At 57.0% G+C, this 15,183-nt stretch carries 12 protein-coding genes; 7 read left to right on the forward strand and 5 right to left on the reverse strand.

Annotation, left to right across the window (positions count from 1 at the left end; all coding sequences use genetic code 11):
• Window positions 1-20: 20 nt before the first annotated feature.
• The 3 genes from A3850_RS06185 to A3850_RS06195 form a co-directional block, all read right to left on the reverse strand.
• Window positions 21-1,967 carry a hypothetical protein gene (locus A3850_RS06185; RefSeq protein WP_068215006.1) on the reverse strand — a complete coding sequence of 649 codons (1,947 nt, stop codon included), beginning with the start codon at window positions 1,965-1,967 and terminating at the stop codon, window positions 21-23.
• Window positions 1,964-2,524: an RNA polymerase sigma factor gene (locus A3850_RS06190; protein ID WP_068215007.1), complete on the reverse strand. Its 561-nt coding sequence runs from the start codon at window positions 2,522-2,524 to the stop codon at window positions 1,964-1,966. Before A3850_RS06190 ends, A3850_RS06185 begins: the two co-directional genes overlap by 4 nt.
• A 296-nt stretch (window positions 2,525-2,820) precedes the next feature.
• On the reverse strand, window positions 2,821-3,237 hold the full coding sequence (locus tag A3850_RS06195; protein ID WP_068215008.1) for a lipocalin family protein: 417 nt from the start codon (window positions 3,235-3,237) through the stop codon (window positions 2,821-2,823).
• Between the two features lie 143 nt (window positions 3,238-3,380).
• Between A3850_RS06195 and A3850_RS06200 the strand changes: the two genes are divergently transcribed.
• The gene (locus A3850_RS06200; protein WP_068215009.1) at window positions 3,381-4,286 is read left to right on the forward strand and encodes a hypothetical protein; all 906 of its coding nucleotides are present in this window, start codon (window positions 3,381-3,383) and stop codon (window positions 4,284-4,286) included.
• Here A3850_RS06200 and A3850_RS06205 read toward each other — a convergent pair whose 3' ends face one another.
• Window positions 4,287-4,781, reverse strand: a complete 495-nt coding sequence (locus A3850_RS06205; RefSeq protein WP_068215010.1) for a hypothetical protein — start codon at window positions 4,779-4,781, stop codon at window positions 4,287-4,289.
• A gap of 71 nt (window positions 4,782-4,852) precedes the next feature.
• On the opposite strand from A3850_RS06205, the gene A3850_RS06210 reads away from it, so the two are divergent.
• From A3850_RS06210 to A3850_RS06235, 6 genes are all read left to right on the forward strand, one after another.
• Window positions 4,853-6,388 (forward strand): helix-hairpin-helix domain-containing protein, encoded by a 1,536-nt coding sequence (locus tag A3850_RS06210; RefSeq protein ID WP_068215011.1) that lies wholly within the window; start codon window positions 4,853-4,855, stop codon window positions 6,386-6,388.
• Between the two features lie 141 nt (window positions 6,389-6,529).
• Window positions 6,530-7,216 carry a Crp/Fnr family transcriptional regulator gene (locus A3850_RS06215; protein ID WP_068215012.1) on the forward strand — a complete coding sequence of 229 codons (687 nt, stop codon included), beginning with the start codon at window positions 6,530-6,532 and terminating at the stop codon, window positions 7,214-7,216.
• 318 nt (window positions 7,217-7,534) lie between these two features.
• The gene (locus A3850_RS06220) at window positions 7,535-8,272 is read left to right on the forward strand and encodes a hypothetical protein (protein ID WP_157500931.1); all 738 of its coding nucleotides are present in this window, start codon (window positions 7,535-7,537) and stop codon (window positions 8,270-8,272) included.
• Between the two features lie 109 nt (window positions 8,273-8,381).
• Window positions 8,382-10,784 (forward strand): 3-hydroxyacyl-CoA dehydrogenase/enoyl-CoA hydratase family protein, encoded by a 2,403-nt coding sequence (locus A3850_RS06225; RefSeq protein ID WP_068215014.1) that lies wholly within the window; start codon window positions 8,382-8,384, stop codon window positions 10,782-10,784.
• A 141-nt stretch (window positions 10,785-10,925) separates the two neighbouring features.
• Window positions 10,926-12,095, forward strand: coding sequence for a thiolase family protein (locus A3850_RS06230; RefSeq protein WP_068215015.1), 1,170 nt, complete (start codon window positions 10,926-10,928; stop codon window positions 12,093-12,095).
• Between the two features lie 186 nt (window positions 12,096-12,281).
• On the forward strand, window positions 12,282-13,514 hold the full coding sequence (locus A3850_RS06235) for a hypothetical protein (RefSeq protein WP_157500933.1): 1,233 nt from the start codon (window positions 12,282-12,284) through the stop codon (window positions 13,512-13,514).
• A gap of 121 nt (window positions 13,515-13,635) precedes the next feature.
• Here A3850_RS06235 and A3850_RS06240 read toward each other — a convergent pair whose 3' ends face one another.
• On the reverse strand, window positions 13,636-15,084 hold the full coding sequence (locus A3850_RS06240; RefSeq protein ID WP_068215017.1) for a family 43 glycosylhydrolase: 1,449 nt from the start codon (window positions 15,082-15,084) through the stop codon (window positions 13,636-13,638).
• Window positions 15,085-15,183 lie beyond the last annotated feature (99 nt).

The raw sequence follows: 15,183 nt of genomic DNA on the forward strand, positions 1-15,183 counted from the left end.
CCAAGTTCGATGAGCCGCCCTCACTCCACCAAAACCGCCTTTCCCACCGGCCCGTAGGTCTCGTACTTTTCCACGTCGCCCACCACGAAGACGCGGGATGTTTCGTCCACCACGATCTTCTCCAGGTCGCTGGCGTAGAGGCGTACTTCGGCCTGGATCATGCCCTTTATGGAGACGCCAAACTTCGTCTTCTTTTTGATGGTGAGCTTGCCACCCCGGCTCCTTTTAATCTTGATCTTTAGCCAGTCCGGCTTGACGAGCAGGCCTACTTCGGCGCGGTTCTGCCCGTCGGGAATGACGACGACGCTGATGTCGCGGTCCACCACTAGGGTACGGAATTTACCGAGGCGGCGGGTTTCGGTTTGTTTGACGCGGCCGCTGCGGGCGTAGTTGGCATCCACGATTAAGCCATCGCCATCCTCAAGTAGTTTGCTGGCCACCTTGCGGGGGGCGAGGTGGAGTTCGAGGTATTCCTCCACCGAAAGGTCGCGGAAGCCGTCGCGTTGCATCCGTTGCAGGTTAGCGGCAAAGAACTTGGCGGCGTGCATTTTTTCGACCTCCTCCACGCTGAGGTCACGGCCGAAGGCGGCTTCCATTTCAATCGGGTAGCCGGAGTAAATATTCGCCTGGCGGTAGCGGACGATGTCGGCGAGCGGTACCGGTTCCGGCTGCCCCTGATTCATGGTGGTTAGGTAGACGGGGAAAACTTTAGCCTCGGTGAGGCTGCGGATCTCGGCCGGGGTCACGTCCCGGTAACCCAGGTCGTAAAGTTTCTCAAGGAGCCGGCGGCCTTTGTGGAAGGCGACCAATTCTTCGAGGTCACTACCCCGGTAGAGCGGGGAGATGCGCCGCACGTCATTCGCCAGCTCGAGGAGGCTGGCCTTGCTGATGCTCTCGTTGGGTAGCCGCCAGAGATCCCGGAAACTACTTTCTCGGAAGCCGAGGTCCTTCAGGATACCGAGGTAGCCATTGTCTACGCCGGTAATGAAGTAGCGGAGCCACAGCAATTCGGCGGGCTCTTCGGTGTAGACGGGTTTGGCCATCGGCAGTCCCTTCACGATGCCTTCCATATTTACTTCCTCGGCGGGCGCCTGGCTGGTACCCCAACCGCGTTGTTCGTAGCCGGCCCGCACTTCGCTGCGGGGCTGGAAAGTGAAGTCGCCCTGGGTGATCCCGTCCTGGCCCTTGCTGAGGGAGAGCCGGCCGGTTTCCCGCTCCATGAACCCTTCCTCGTCGAGTTGTCGTTGCTCCAACGGGGTCAGCTGAAAGGGCAGTACCCAGGTGATCTTCCGCCCCCGGATCCTGACGGATTTGTACAGCGTTAGCCGCTTGTTTTTCTGACTGTAGCGCCCTTCAATCGGGTCATCCTGCGGTCCGGTGGCCAGGTAGCGGGAGGGGGCGAGGGTGTTGGGGGCGGGTGCTCGTAATTCAGATTCCGGCCCGGTATTTTCGGTTGGGGTAGAGGTTCCTTCAGCACCTTCGCGTGATAAGTTGTCTACGCTGCTGCCTGCGGCGGAGGGCGCTGTCGCAGGTGCGAAACTGGGGACGCTCGGAGCCGTCTTCAGCGGAGGTGAACTCTTCCGGATTGAAGCCGGAACCTCATTTACCGATGGGCTAGCCGCAATGGGAGCCGGGGAAGGAGCAAGGGCTGGCGCCACCACTTCCCCCGCTTCCGCAACCAAATTTCGGTCCTCCACCACGGAGGGCGTCTCCGCGGGGAAGGCCCCGCTCAACTGGTCGTTGTCAACGGGGAGGGGGGAACCAACCAGGAAGTAGAGGCCAGCGGTGAATACACTAAGTAAAAGCATGAGTAATAGGATTTTAGGTGTATGCCCAAACCCGGCCGGTGGCTCGGAATCGGGCGGAAATTGAGCGACGATCTCCCCAACGCGGGCCAGACTGAGCTCGGTGGGCAGGGCGCGGGCGTTCGCCAGCAACTGTTCGGGGGTGTTCTTGGGCTGGCTCATAGGGCAATGCTTTTTGCGGTGAGCAAGAGGGTGTGTAGTTGGGACCGGTTCCCCCGGACGGGGTCGGCCAAGAGCCGGGCGAGTTTCTCCCGTCCTCGCTTGAGGCGCATCTTGATGGAGGCCTCGCTGGTCTGCTGGGAAGCCGCGATCTCCTTCAGCGAAAAGCCACTGATCTCAAACAGGAGGATGGCGTCCCGCTGCTTCGCGGGTAGCCGGTGGATGGCCCGGTAGAGGAGGTGAACGTCCGCCAATTGGTCGGGCGTAGCCCCCCGCGCTTCCAGGCGCCGGGCCTGTTGCTCGGTGATCTCCGTCTTACGTTTCCGGCTCCGGTAAAGGGAGACGGACCGGTTGCGCGCTGCCCGGATGAGGTAGTGCTGCAACTTGGCCGGGTCCTGGAGGGACTCAAATTTGTGGTAGGCGGAGAGCAGCACGTCCTGCACGAGATCCTCCACGTCCATCCGCTCAAAGGCCAGGGCCGAGCAGTAACGTTGGAAAGCCTCGTGGCAGGCTTCGTAAGCCGCTAAAAACCGCCGTTGTTGGGGGGTGTGGGTGTTCATTTATCTGGATGCTGTGCAGGGATACTCGCACAACTCCCAGAAAGGTAACGGTGGGGGGAAGAAAATTTTAAATAAAATGCCCGGGCTACGGGGAGTAGTCCGGGCGGAATCATTTTACGCCGGGATCTATCTGGATCTTCGATCCTTCTGATCTTAGGCTATCACTTCCGCCGGCATCTCTCAGGATCTTCGATCCTTCTGATCCCGGGCTATCTTGGTGATGCGCTGCTCGTCTACTACGTGGTCCTACCGGGATCGTGATTCAGTTATTGGGAGATAAGTAATGACCTAAAGAACTACCGCCGGCGGTACTTATGCTGGCAGGGTTCGATGCACTGATAGGAGAGGATCACTTCCTCGCCGTCAAATTCCAGCCGCAAGTTCGGGCCTTGCGGGGGGACGTTGCGGCAATCCCCGGGCGTCAGCGTTTCGGCGTCCAGATCGTAGGTGCCCTCACTGAGTACGGTGAGCATATTGGTCTCCGTGGAAAAGTCACAGATGATGGAATTCGACGAGTAAGTGCTGTCCGTTTCAAAATTGATGATCCTTTCACTGTCGACGGGTTCAAAATCTCCTCCACCACCGGGGTCTGCGTAGACTTCGACGAGTTTCCAGGTGCCGATGATGGTGGCGGGGCGGGGGTCATCGTCGTCTTCGCAGGCGGTGAAGCACAGGGAGGCGAGCAGGAGGAGAAAGAGGGGGGATAACTTCATGGAGAAATTGTTATGGTTACCCGCTTAGACGGAGACCTCCAATTGGGACGTTGGTGAACCAAGGTAGACAACGTGTTAAAGAATCCTTTCTATTTTGCCGTCGCTTTTCCGTCCCCTACCACCTTTGATTTAACCACCACACGTTGAAGTTTTCCCATTTCCTGGCGGGCTGGTCCCTGTCCCTATTGCTCTGCACCTGCGCGAGTGCCAAACTCGTCCCGCGTTCTACCGGGAGCAGCGCCCACCTCTTCCCGAGCAAGATTAAACTCGACCCGGAGATTCGGGAAGCCTCCGGGCTGGTGATCGACGGCGAACGATTTATCTGGCACAACGATAGTGGCGACGGGCCCTACCTGTACGTGACGAACACCCGCGGCGAAGTGATCCGCAAGGATACCCTGCCCGTGCCCGCCTCCGATTACGAGGACCTGACGCGGGACGCCGCCGGCCGCCTCTACGTAGCCGATACCGGGAATAACCGCGGGCAGCGAAAGGGGATGCAGATCTACCGCTACGACCCGAAAAATGGGGAGACCGCGACCATAAATTTTCACTATCCCGGGCAAAACGGCGGCGGCCGCCAGGAAACGGGCAACTACGATTGCGAAGCCGTGGCCTACGCCAGCGGCTACCTCCACCTCTTCACGAAGGACCAACTCAATAAGCACGGCCGCGACAATATTTACCACTTCCGGGTGCCCGCCGCGCCGGGTGATTACGAGGCGGAACTGATCGACAGCCTCCACTTGCCCCGGCGGGTCGTGACGGCCGCGGCCATCGATACCGTACGCAACCAACTGGTGATGACGGCCTATACTTTTAAGATGCAGCTCGGGATTATCCCCACCAGCGCCGCTTCGCTGATCACCATCGACGGCTACGAAAACGACCGTTACCTGACCGGCAAACTGCACCGGCAAAACCTGAGTTGGGGGCCACCGACCCAGTACGAAGCCGTAGATTTTCTGGATGAAAACTGGCTCTACGTCGCCAGCGAGGGCACCGTGGTGCGGCCCCGGGCGGTGGCTAAAAAGAAGCGGCGGCGCTGATTAATCCATCGTAATCACCTCCACGCCGAATTGCTCCGCCGCGCGGCGCATCCACGAGGGCCCCTTAACGCCGATGTAGTCGGAGACGGCCGCCGCGTCGCCGAGGACGATGGCGCAAACCACCTTGTCGCCGTGCTCCGCTGCCCAGTGCTTTTTCAGGAGGGCGAGTTTTAGGATGTCGGCGGTGATTTTCCGTTTGATGCCCGAGTTGTTGCCCTTACGTTTGGGGTAGACCTCGAAGGCCAGGCCGGCGGCGGCGTTGAGGTAGCCGACGCGGACGGTGGCCTCCTCCACCTTCAGTTGCCCGGGGGCGAGTTCTTGCCCGTGAAGTTGGCTCAGGCGGCTCACGAGGTCTGCTTCGTGGGCGGTATCGCGGGCCTGAATTTCGGCGGGGCTGGGGCCGGTAGCGGCGGGCGCTACGGGCTGGTCGGTACGGACGCGTTTACGAAATCCGGGGCTGGCGCTACGTTGGGGGCGGTGGGGTTTATCGGGCATGCGGCGAAGGTAAGGCTTTGGTTCTGCACGCCGCCGGCCGGAAATGGCGCACAAAATCCTACCTTGGCGAAATGAATACGCTTTTCGATCAGATCGCTAATTTTTTCGCGACGCTTTCGCCCCAAATGACCTCGTTGCTGGCCATCATCGGCCTGTTGGTATTCACCCTTGGGGTCGTGATCGGCTGGTTGATCCAGCGCCAATCCACCCGCCATTTTCGCCAGCAGGCCATCCTCATGAAGACGGATCGCGACCTCTACGAAAGCCGCAACGCCACCCTGGAAAAGGAGCGCCAGACCCTCGGCCGCGAGCTCGAGCTCGTCAGCACCGAAAAGGTCGAAGCCCTCGAACGCATCGAACTGCTCGAAGCGGAGGTCACGGGCTGGGACGAATCCACCCAGCGCCTCATGACCAAGGTTAGCCAGCTTGAGACCACCAACCAGACCTACGCCTCCACCATCGAAAGCCTCAATAACCAGGTCATCGGCCTGAAGACTCAGAACGAGCATTTGTACGGATCGGGAGGTAGCGTTACTAATGGTACGGAAGGTGATCAGGGCGCTGCTCCCGGAAGAACGCGGGACGAGTTGGGCGCTCGCGCAGGTGCGGAAGAATGGGTAACACCGGAACTCGACGGTGAGGATCTCCCCTTCCACCAAGAACCGGATGCGGAAAAACCGGACGCTCCCGCCACGGAGCAACCGGTAACCACAACCACTGAGTTGGAGGATCGGCTTCAATACCTGGAAGACCGCCTCGCCCAATTGGCCGAGCAAAGACAACTCGCCGAGCAGACGCCGAGCACGCTCTACACCGTCCAGCCCCCCACCGTTCCGGACGCCGGGGAACCGCTCGTCATCCGGGCCGACATCACCGCCGGTGGTGCCCGCCCCGCCGCGGACGGGGAGACGGAGGTCATCGTCCAGGCCGCCCAGTCGTTGCAGACGCCCGTCCAACCGGAGGCGGAGCCCGAACGGGACGACCTGACGAAGATCAATAAGATCGGCCCTTTCCTGGAAGGCCAGCTCAACCGGGTGGATGTGTACCGCTACGAACAGATCGCCTCCTGGACAGAGGCTGATATTGAAAATTATACCGAACTGATCGGTTACGTGCCCGGCATCATTAAGCAGGATGACTGGGTGGGCCAGGCCCGAAGTTTAGCTGCGGCGTCCGAACCGGAGCAAGCTGAAGTGGAAGTGTCCGAACCAAAACCAATTGAATCGGAAAGGGCCACCCGTGCAGCAGCATCGCCATCACCGCAGCCGGAGTTAGCCGCTAAGTCAGCCCCAGCCCCAAAAGAAAAAGAGGCCACGGTAACCGGAGCCGTTCCCACCGAGGATAGCCCCAATGCGGATGACGAGAACCTGCGCATCGTGGAGGGGATTGGCCCCCGCATCCAACAGTTGTTGCGGGACCAGGGCATCGATACGTTGGGGAAATTGGCGGCGAGCGATACGGAGCGGATTCAATCCATCCTCGACGAAGCTGGCGGCAGCTTCCGCTTTCACGACCCCAAAACTTGGGTAGCTCAGGCCGGCCTCGCCGCCGACGGAAAGATGGAGGAGCTCAAAGCGTGGCAGGACCAGTTGAAGGGCGGCTTGTAGTGCTCAATACTTCCCGTTACCTAACCAAAAGCGGCCAAACTGTCGCCATAAGACGGCCCCACGCAGCCTTTGGGCCGTCCGTAGTGTAAGTATTTACGTAACGCAACGCGCATTTATCCACCCCTCAAAATTTGAACACGCATGGCCGACCAAACACTCTGGTACCTCGAAAATATTGACCTGACGAATATCTTCTGCCCCAAGAAAGTGGACATGGGAATGCTGGACAGCAAGCAGCACCCCACCTTTGAGGCTAATCAGTACATCTACCTGCCGGACGAACCGGCCAAAAAGATATTCCTGATCAGCGAAGGGCGCGTCAAGATCGGCACCTACGGTACGGACGGCAAGGAGGTCACGAAGGCCATCCTCGCCCCCGGCGAAGTATTCGGGGAGTTAGCCCTCATCAACGATGGTACCCGCCGTGACTTTGCCTACAGCCTGGAGCCGACCCGCCTTTGCGTCCTGGAAAAGGAAGACCTGCAGGGAATGCTGCGCGAACGGAGCGAACTCCAACTCTTCTTCATGCGCCTCATCGGTAACCGCACCCTCCGCCTGGAGCAGCGCCTGGAAAACCTGATGTTCAAAACCAGCCGGAGCCGGATCATTGAATTCCTCCACACCCTCGCCGCCGAAAAGGGCCGCGCCGTCGGCTTCGAACGGGAGGTAAAAAATATGCTCACCCACAAAGAGATTGCCGATCTGACGGGCACCAGCCGCCAAACGGTGAATACCGTACTGAATGATCTCCGCCGCCAGAACGTCCTCACTTTCGATCGTAAACGCATGCTCGTCCGCGATATGGACCAACTCCAACAGGCGGGTTAACAACCTATTCTACCGTTTGCCCCGGAAGGGGTAAACCCGGTAGCCCGGTATTCATCGAAGACGCACTCCGGGTTTTAGTCAAATCCATGTTTTGCCCCGAAGGGGTAAACCTAGTTGCCCGGTGTTCGTCGAAGACGCGCTCCGGGTTTTCGTTATGCCCGGGTTTGATCGACACCACCAAACACACTCCGGGTTTTCGTTATCCCCAGAATCAATCAAAACCCACCAATTTAAATACCCGCCAACACCACCCGGTATCATAGCGTTGTAGCAATGGTTCAACCAAAAAGCATCGCACACATCCCACAATTGATACCCATGCAAAAGATTTTCTCTCTTCTCCTATTCACCCCCTTGTTATTTCTAACCCCATCCTGCGCCAAGAAGACCGTGGCCGTTGGGGACGACGGCGTCGACTGGGCCGCCAAAGCCCGCCAGTACCGGGACGATCCGGCCTCCTTGCGCCTTTTCACCGAGCAGTGCCAGGAAAACGAAATGAAGCTCCTGGCCGTCCAGCGGGAGCTGATGGAGCTGCGCAACGAGCGGTCGACGACCAACCAGGCGGTCACCAACGCCCAGAGCCAGGCCGCGCAGGTTCAGCAGCAGCGGCAAGCCCTGGAAAATGAGGTGGCCCAACTGCGGCAGTACACCCAGACCTCTCAAGGAGAACTCACCCAGCTTCGCCAACAGACCCAGACGCTGGGCGTGGAGAATGCCCAATTGAAACAACAATTAGCGACGATGGCCGCCAGCCAGCGCAACGATCAGGTGGATACGGATGAGGCTGTCGTACAGGGCGTCGTCTTCCAGGTCCAGTTGGGTGCCTACGTCAAGAATACGCTCAACCCCGAACTAGCTACCGAGAATGCACTGGAGTTGCAGGACCAGAACGGCATGCAAAAAGTAGTCGTCAGCCAGTTCCGCACCTACAGCAACGCGGCGTACCTGCGGGACCGCCTCAAGCAGATGGGCGTCAAGGATGCCTTCGTCGTCGCCAAGAACAATGGCCAGCGGGTGACGATCCCGGAAGCTTTACAAATGACGGGACAGAATTAGTAGCGTAGTCGGGTAGCACTACCCGACTACCCGACTACCGTACTACCTGACTAAATTCTCAGCGAATTTTCGCTAACTTGCGTCGCACCACAAAAATTATCGATCGAACATGCAATACCGTCTTAAAAAAGTAGCCGTTTTGGGCTCCGGCGTCATGGGTTCCGGCATCGCTTGCCACCTGGCCAACATTGGGCTTGACGTGCTGCTGCTGGACATCGTCCCCTTCAACCTCAGCGATGAGGAGAAGCAGGACCCCGTCAAGCGCAACAGCCAGGCCGTTTCCGCGCTGGCCGCCGCCATTAAATCGAAGCCCGCCCCCCTCTTCAAAAAGGACTTCGCCAAACACATCACCACCGGTAACTTCGAAGATGACTTCGAAAAGATCGCCGATTGCGACTGGGTGATCGAAGTCGTCATCGAACGGCTCGACATTAAAAAGCAGATCTTTGAAAAGGTCGATAAGTACCGTAAGGCCGGTAGCCTGGTGACGTCCAATACCTCTTCCATTCCCATCAATCTACTGGTGGAAGGGCGGAGCGATGACTTCCAGGCCCACTTCTGTGGTACGCACTTCTTTAATCCCCCGCGGTACCTCCGTCTTTTCGAGGTCATCCCCCACGGCGGGACCAAGCAGGACGTGGTGGACTTCTTCATGCACTACGGCGACGTCTACCTCGGTAAGCAGACCGTATTGTGTAAGGACACCCCCGGCTTCATTGGTAACCGTATCGGCGTCATGTCCGGCGTACAGATGATGGACCTCACGGTGAAGTACGACATGACGATCGAGGAGGTGGATGCCATCACCGGCTCCCTCATCGGCCGGCCGAATACGGCGACCTACCGCCTACAGGATCTCGTCGGTATCGATACCAGCGCCAAAGTCTCCGGCTTCGTGATGCAGAATGTTTCCGACGACGAGTACATCGACATGGTGAAGGGTAAGAAGCAGCCCGAATTCATGCACCACCTGCTCAATAACAAGTGGTACGGCAACAAGTCCGGCCAGGGCTTCTACAAAAAGACCAAGGAACGCGATGAGAAGGGTAAATCCATCATCCACGCCCTGAACCTGAAGACGCTGGAATATGCCCCCGCCACCCGCCCCCGCCTCGCCATCGGTAAGAACAAGATGGTGGAGGATATGGGCCGCCGGATGCAGTCCATCGTCAAATCCGACGACCGGGAGGGTAAATTCCTGCGGGAATACTTCGCCGGCCTGCTGGCCTACTCCGCTAACCGCGTCCCTGAAATTGCGGACAACCTCTACAGCATCGACGATGCCATGCGGACGGGTTACTTCTGGGAATACGGCCCCTTCGAGACCTGGGACCAGATCGGCCTCAACGAAGGCATCGCCATGATCAACGAGATCGAAGGCGGCAAAGTAGCCGACTGGGTGAAGGAGATGAAGGCCGCCGGCCACGACTCCTTCTATAAAGTAAAGGACGGCCAACGGCTGTACTACGATCAGTCCTCGAAGAGCTACCAGCCGGTCACGAGCCTGAATAACTACATTATTCTGGATACGCTGCGTGACCAGTCTCCGGTGATCAAGAACGAATCGGCGACCGTCCACGACCTCGGCGACGGCGTGATGTGCGTGGAATTCACTTCCAAGTCCAATTCCATCGACGATGCGATTGGCCAGGCCATCTCTGATGCCATCGATAAGGCGGAAGCGGAAGGTTGGAAAGGGATCGTCATCGGTAACAACGCCAAGAACTTCACCGTCGGTGCCAACCTGATGAACGTTGGGATGCTCGCCATGCAGCAGGAGTTTGACCAGTTAGATAAGCTGGTGGATGGCTTCCAGCAACTCAACATGAAGATCAAAACCTGTAAGGTGCCCGTCGTGGTGGCCACTCAGGGCTACGTCTTTGGTGGTGGTTGCGAGATCGCCATGCACTGCGACGCCGGCGTCTACGCTGCGGAGAGCTACATCGGCCTCGTTGAGGTGGGCGTAGGTCTCATCCCAGGTGGAGGCGGCACGAAAGAGCTTGCTCTCCGTGCTTCCGACAGCTACTTCGAAGGCGACGTGATGATGCCAACCCTGCTGGATGCTTTCCAAACGGTGGCCACGGCCAAGGTGTCGACCTCCGCCCACGAAGCGTTCGACTACAAGTACTTAATCGAAGGCAAGGACTTCGTTGAGGTCAACCTCCAGCGCAATATCGGCGAAGCCAAGCGTAAGGTGTTGGAACTCTCCCGTGAGTACGTCGCCCCGAGCATCCGGGAGGACATCACCGTACTGGGCCGCGCCGGTTTGGCTGCCATCTATACGGCGATCAATGAATTTAAATTGGGTAAGTACATCTCCGAATACGACGGTGTCGTTGCGCGCCACGTAGCCAACATCCTCTGCGGTGGCGAGCTGACTCAGACCACACAAGTATCCGAACAATACCTCCTGGACCTGGAACGGGAAGCCTTCCTGAGTTTACTGGGGAACCAGAAGACGTTGGAGCGGATTCAGTATACGCTGCAGAATAATAAGCCGCTGAGGAACTGATTTAGTGCTTTGGTACTTTGGTGCTTTGGGCTGCCATGCATCCAATTTGCGGCAGCCCAAAGCACCAAAGTACCAACGAACCCATTCACTCTGCACCCGCGTCAGCGCCCAATTAATTAATCAAGAAAAATAACCTCGATCATGGAGGCATACATAGTAAAAGGATTCCGCTCCGCCGTTGGCCGCGCCAAAAAGGGAGGATTTAAAAATTATCGTTCGGACGATCTGGCCGTGGACGTTATTCGTCATCTGATGAGTACCGTGCCGGAGGTTGATCCGAAACTCATCGACGATGTGATCGTCGGCTGTGCTAACCCGGAAGGGGAGCAGGGGCTGCAGGTGGGTCGCCTCATCGCCGCCCGCGCTTTGGGTAAGGAAGTGCCCGGAATCACCATAAACCGTTACTGTGCGTCCGGCCTGGAGTCGATCGCGATGGCGGTGGGTAAGATCAAAGCTGGCTTTGGGGATATGTACCTCGCCGGTGGCGCGGAGAGCATGAGCATGATCCCGATGACGGGCTACAAACTCAGCCCCAGCTACAAAGCGGCGATGGATAACCTGAACTACCACGTTTCGATGGGTAAGACCGCCGAAGCCGTGGCCGCGAAGTACAACGTCACCCGCGAGGAGGCGGACGCCTTCGCCGTGCGCAGCCACGAAAAGGCCGCCGCCGCCATTGACGGGGGCAAATTTGACAGCCAGATCGTCCCCGTTGAGGTGGAGGATGTGTTCGTCAAGGATGGCAAAATGGTGAAGAGCAGCCATACCGTGAAGATGGACGAAGGTGTCCGCCGCGGTACTAGCATGGAGGGATTGGCCCGCCTGCGCGCCGTCTTCCAAACGGATGGGGTAGTAACGGCCGGTAACTCCAGCCAGACTTCGGACGGAGCCGCCTTTACGCTCGTTGTATCCGAACGGATGGTGAAAAAACTGAACCTGGAACCCATCGCCCGCCTGGTGAGTTGCTCCGTCGGTGGGGTGGACCCCCTGTACATGGGTATTGGCCCCTGCGTGGCCGTCCCCAAAGCCCTCGAGCGCGCCGGCCTGAAGATTGGCGACATCGAGCAAACGGAACTCAACGAGGCCTTCGCCACCCAGGCGCTGGCCGTCATCAAAACGCTGGGCATTGACCCCGAAACCGTCAACCCGAACGGTGGTGCGATTGCCCTCGGTCACCCACTGGGTTGTACTGGCGCCAAACTCACCATCCAGTTATTGGAAGAGATGCGGCTACGCAACCAGAAGTACGGCATGGTAACTGCCTGCGTTGGTGGTGGCCAGGGTATTGCTGGGGTGATTGAGCGGTTGTAGGATCGTCTGATTATATACCTCAATTGGAAGCCCCGGAACGCTGTTGTGTTTCGGGGCTTTCCATTTTAATAGATGGGATAAATAGGTAGTACACCAAAACATAAAGTCGTATCATCATGCATGCAAGCAGAGCAATAAAATACACCGATGAGGGAACTTTGGAAATACCTGTTACTGATTGCCAGCATGGGTTACATTATCGCTTGTAGTTCCAATAATGAGCACCCAATGGGTACTTACGTTGCATCCTGTGAGACGGACGGAAAAGCGAATTACGATCGCTTCATCGTAATCGAAGTAGGGGAAGATTCGATCACCAGCAGCACCTTTACCAACTTTGTTGATAGAGACCATATAAAGCACCGAAGTTTATCTACTGAAGTTTTCAGGGAGCCACTGACTACGAATTATAAAGATGTTTGGTTTGATATTACAGCTGCTACGATAACGGATCAGCAACTGATAATAACTTCTACGGGAGATTTTCCGGGACAATTAGTAGCGACTCGTCTTGCTGGTGCCGCGAACGAAAAAATTACCATTGCGAGCAATGAAAATTTCGCCAATAAAATCTTTGAACGGTGGACGGATCGGTCTCGCTGGATATTTTCGGAGGATCACCGTTTAGCAGTTTATGATTATAAAGGCAAACCACTTTATGATTATGAGTATGAACAATTCTATTCAGTAGATGAGTTTGCTGGAGAAAATTATCTAGTTCTTCACCATAGGAATGAAAACAGCTATCTAATCAAAGAAGTAACGGACTCCTACGTAGCCGTGGAATCAATTGGCTGCAAGCCTACTCCAGACACCTTGCGATTTCTGAAGGACACGATAATTCCCGTTGTTCTTCCGCCCGCAGAGGTTTTGGCTGAGGCACCTCAGTACAACCCAATTACCTACTCAACGTACTGGTTTGAAACGCAGTGGAATTTTACTTTTATGAACAATGGTATATTTAAATTTATACCAAACGGTCATTTTGATATTGGCACCTTGTATTTAGGTGAATACACAGAAGAAGATGGAGTGATTGAATTGAATTACTTAAAAAGTGAATTTGGAAATATCCGTCCACTTGATCCGCCACGGCTATTTCGCCTCGATGAACATCACCTGCGTTGGCCTAATGGCGCGTTACTTACCCGGGAGGGAATAGTAGCAGGCGATTGGGAAGATCTGTTCGCGGAATTAAACGCTGTTTCTGATCAATTGGTAAATAATTATCTACCGGGTGGTGATGAATTTGACCGCCCTTATATACAGGCCAGGATTATCTCCACTCAACCCCAAACGGTCATTGAATTTAAAGAGCTCCCCCGCCGCAATATGCCTGACCGGCCGCTATACATCGATACGCTTACGTTGGCTGAGGTTAGGGAATTGTATCCATATGAAGATCCTTTCGCCGACTGAGTTATGCGGTACCTCTTCCATCATGAGCAGAACGCTTCTCTATTTCCGTGATACCCCATTCCAACTTCCCCCGCACCCGCGGCAGCGCCGAATCCTGAATATTGTCAATTATTAGACAATACTACAACGCCACCCGAATCTCTTCCTCCAACTCCAACGGCGCGATCCAGCCCAGGGAATCAAACCTCAGCGGGCTACTCCAGTACTGGTAGTCGTGGCCCTTCACGTTGTCGGAGGCGGAACCCCAGAGGTCACCCATCCAGATGAATTCGTTGCCGTTACTGGTCTTCAGCTCCATGACGTACGTCTGCTGGGCGGGGATGATGACGGGGCCGGGCTGGCCGTTGCTGATATATACTCCGTCCAAATCGCCCGCCACTTCGGTGAGGCGGACGGGGTAGGAATACTCCGCCACCGGCGTGAAACGGAGGCGTTGGCCGTTAAAGCGGTCCACGTCGAAGGTCATTTCCGTCAGCATATTTTTGGGTGTGGTGGTGACGGCAACTTCACCGGCGGGCTGCCAGCCGTGGTCGTAATAATCTACGGTAAAAGTGGGCACTACGATATCCTGGTGCACCCGCGGGTTGTCCACCTCTCCGCACTGCCCGGAGCGGTCTCCGGTGAAGTGGTACAGCGTAAGTTGGGGGTGGCCATCCTTGGCGGCGAGGTCAACGATCAGGCTTTCAAAGCCTTGCTCCCCCTTCGCCAGGGCGGCGTAATGGGTGGTAAACGTAACGTCGTCCCGAAGCAACGGCGCTTGCCGCCCGGGCCGCCGGTTGATGTTGTTGGTGAGCGTCCATTCGCTCAGCGGGTCGTCCGACATATACACGCGGGCCCCGGCGCCCTGGTTGCAGAAACAGCAGGTGTAATCCGTCAGTAAATAATAGATGCCGTTCCGTTTGAACATCGACCCCGCCTCGCAGTACTGGGCGATGTAGCCGCCATTTTCGAGCGTGGAGCCGAGGTAATCCGCGCTCAGTTTTTCTACCGATACGCGGTGCCCGTCGATGGTGTTATAACTGATGTAGGCCGTCTGGTCCGCATCCACGAAGAGGCCGAAATCACCGACGCCGAGGTCCGAATGCGTCACCTTCACGTCATCGTTCACCAGCGTGAAGGGGCCGCCGGGGCTATCCGAAACCGCCACGCCGAAGTGCCCTTCCCACAGCGTTGGGTACCAATTATACCATAGCACGTACTGCTTGCTGGCGGCGTTGTAGATCACGTGCGGCCGGTAGTGCACGCCCTCCGGGTGGTCTGCCAGCGCGGGGCCGAGGTGCTCCCAGGTCACCATATCGTCGCTCCGGTACACGTGGTATTCGTTGGCCGTCGTGAAGCCGTTCGTCTTCCCGTATTGCGTCCCGTACCAGTAATAAGCGCCCTCGAATTCAATGATCCGCCCGTCGTGCGCATCGACGATCTGCCCGTCCTTGGTCAGCCGGGGTTCGACGTTTGAGATAGTGGTGACTTCACCCATGGTTCGCCCCGTACTACCGTCATTCTGGGCGCTGTCGCAGGTGCAGAGGAGGAGGGTGAGGAGGGAAAGGACTAATGGATAGTAGTAGGACATATGGCATGAAATGTTGAGTCCAACCTACAATACTTGGCGGCAACATTCATCTTAAGCAGTCCTAATTGAACTCTCCTTCTAGTCGCAAGTAGTCCCTTG

The sequence above is a fragment of the Lewinella sp. 4G2 genome (genome assembly GCF_001625015.1).
GTDB lineage: Bacteria > Bacteroidota > Bacteroidia > Chitinophagales > Saprospiraceae > Neolewinella.

What these genes read in the sequence shown, in the direction of transcription:
- A3850_RS06195 (WP_068215008.1), bottom strand. Translation starts at nt 3,237, where the DNA reads ATGAAGTTATCCCCCCTCTTTCTCCTCCTGCTCGCCTCCCTGTGCTTC.
- A3850_RS06235 (WP_157500933.1), top strand. Translation starts at nt 12,282, where the DNA reads ATGGGTTACATTATCGCTTGTAGTTCCAATAATGAGCACCCAATGGGT.
- A3850_RS06225 (WP_068215014.1), top strand. Translation starts at nt 8,382, where the DNA reads ATGCAATACCGTCTTAAAAAAGTAGCCGTTTTGGGCTCCGGCGTCATG.
- A3850_RS06220 (WP_157500931.1), top strand. Translation starts at nt 7,535, where the DNA reads ATGCAAAAGATTTTCTCTCTTCTCCTATTCACCCCCTTGTTATTTCTA.
- A3850_RS06190 (WP_068215007.1), bottom strand. Translation starts at nt 2,524, where the DNA reads ATGAACACCCACACCCCCCAACAACGGCGGTTTTTAGCGGCTTACGAA.
- A3850_RS06215 (WP_068215012.1), top strand. Translation starts at nt 6,530, where the DNA reads ATGGCCGACCAAACACTCTGGTACCTCGAAAATATTGACCTGACGAAT.
- A3850_RS06240 (WP_068215017.1), bottom strand. Translation starts at nt 15,084, where the DNA reads ATGTCCTACTACTATCCATTAGTCCTTTCCCTCCTCACCCTCCTCCTC.
- A3850_RS06185 (WP_068215006.1), bottom strand. Translation starts at nt 1,967, where the DNA reads ATGAGCCAGCCCAAGAACACCCCCGAACAGTTGCTGGCGAACGCCCGC.
- A3850_RS06230 (WP_068215015.1), top strand. Translation starts at nt 10,926, where the DNA reads ATGGAGGCATACATAGTAAAAGGATTCCGCTCCGCCGTTGGCCGCGCC.
- A3850_RS06205 (WP_068215010.1), bottom strand. Translation starts at nt 4,781, where the DNA reads ATGCCCGATAAACCCCACCGCCCCCAACGTAGCGCCAGCCCCGGATTT.
- A3850_RS06210 (WP_068215011.1), top strand. Translation starts at nt 4,853, where the DNA reads ATGAATACGCTTTTCGATCAGATCGCTAATTTTTTCGCGACGCTTTCG.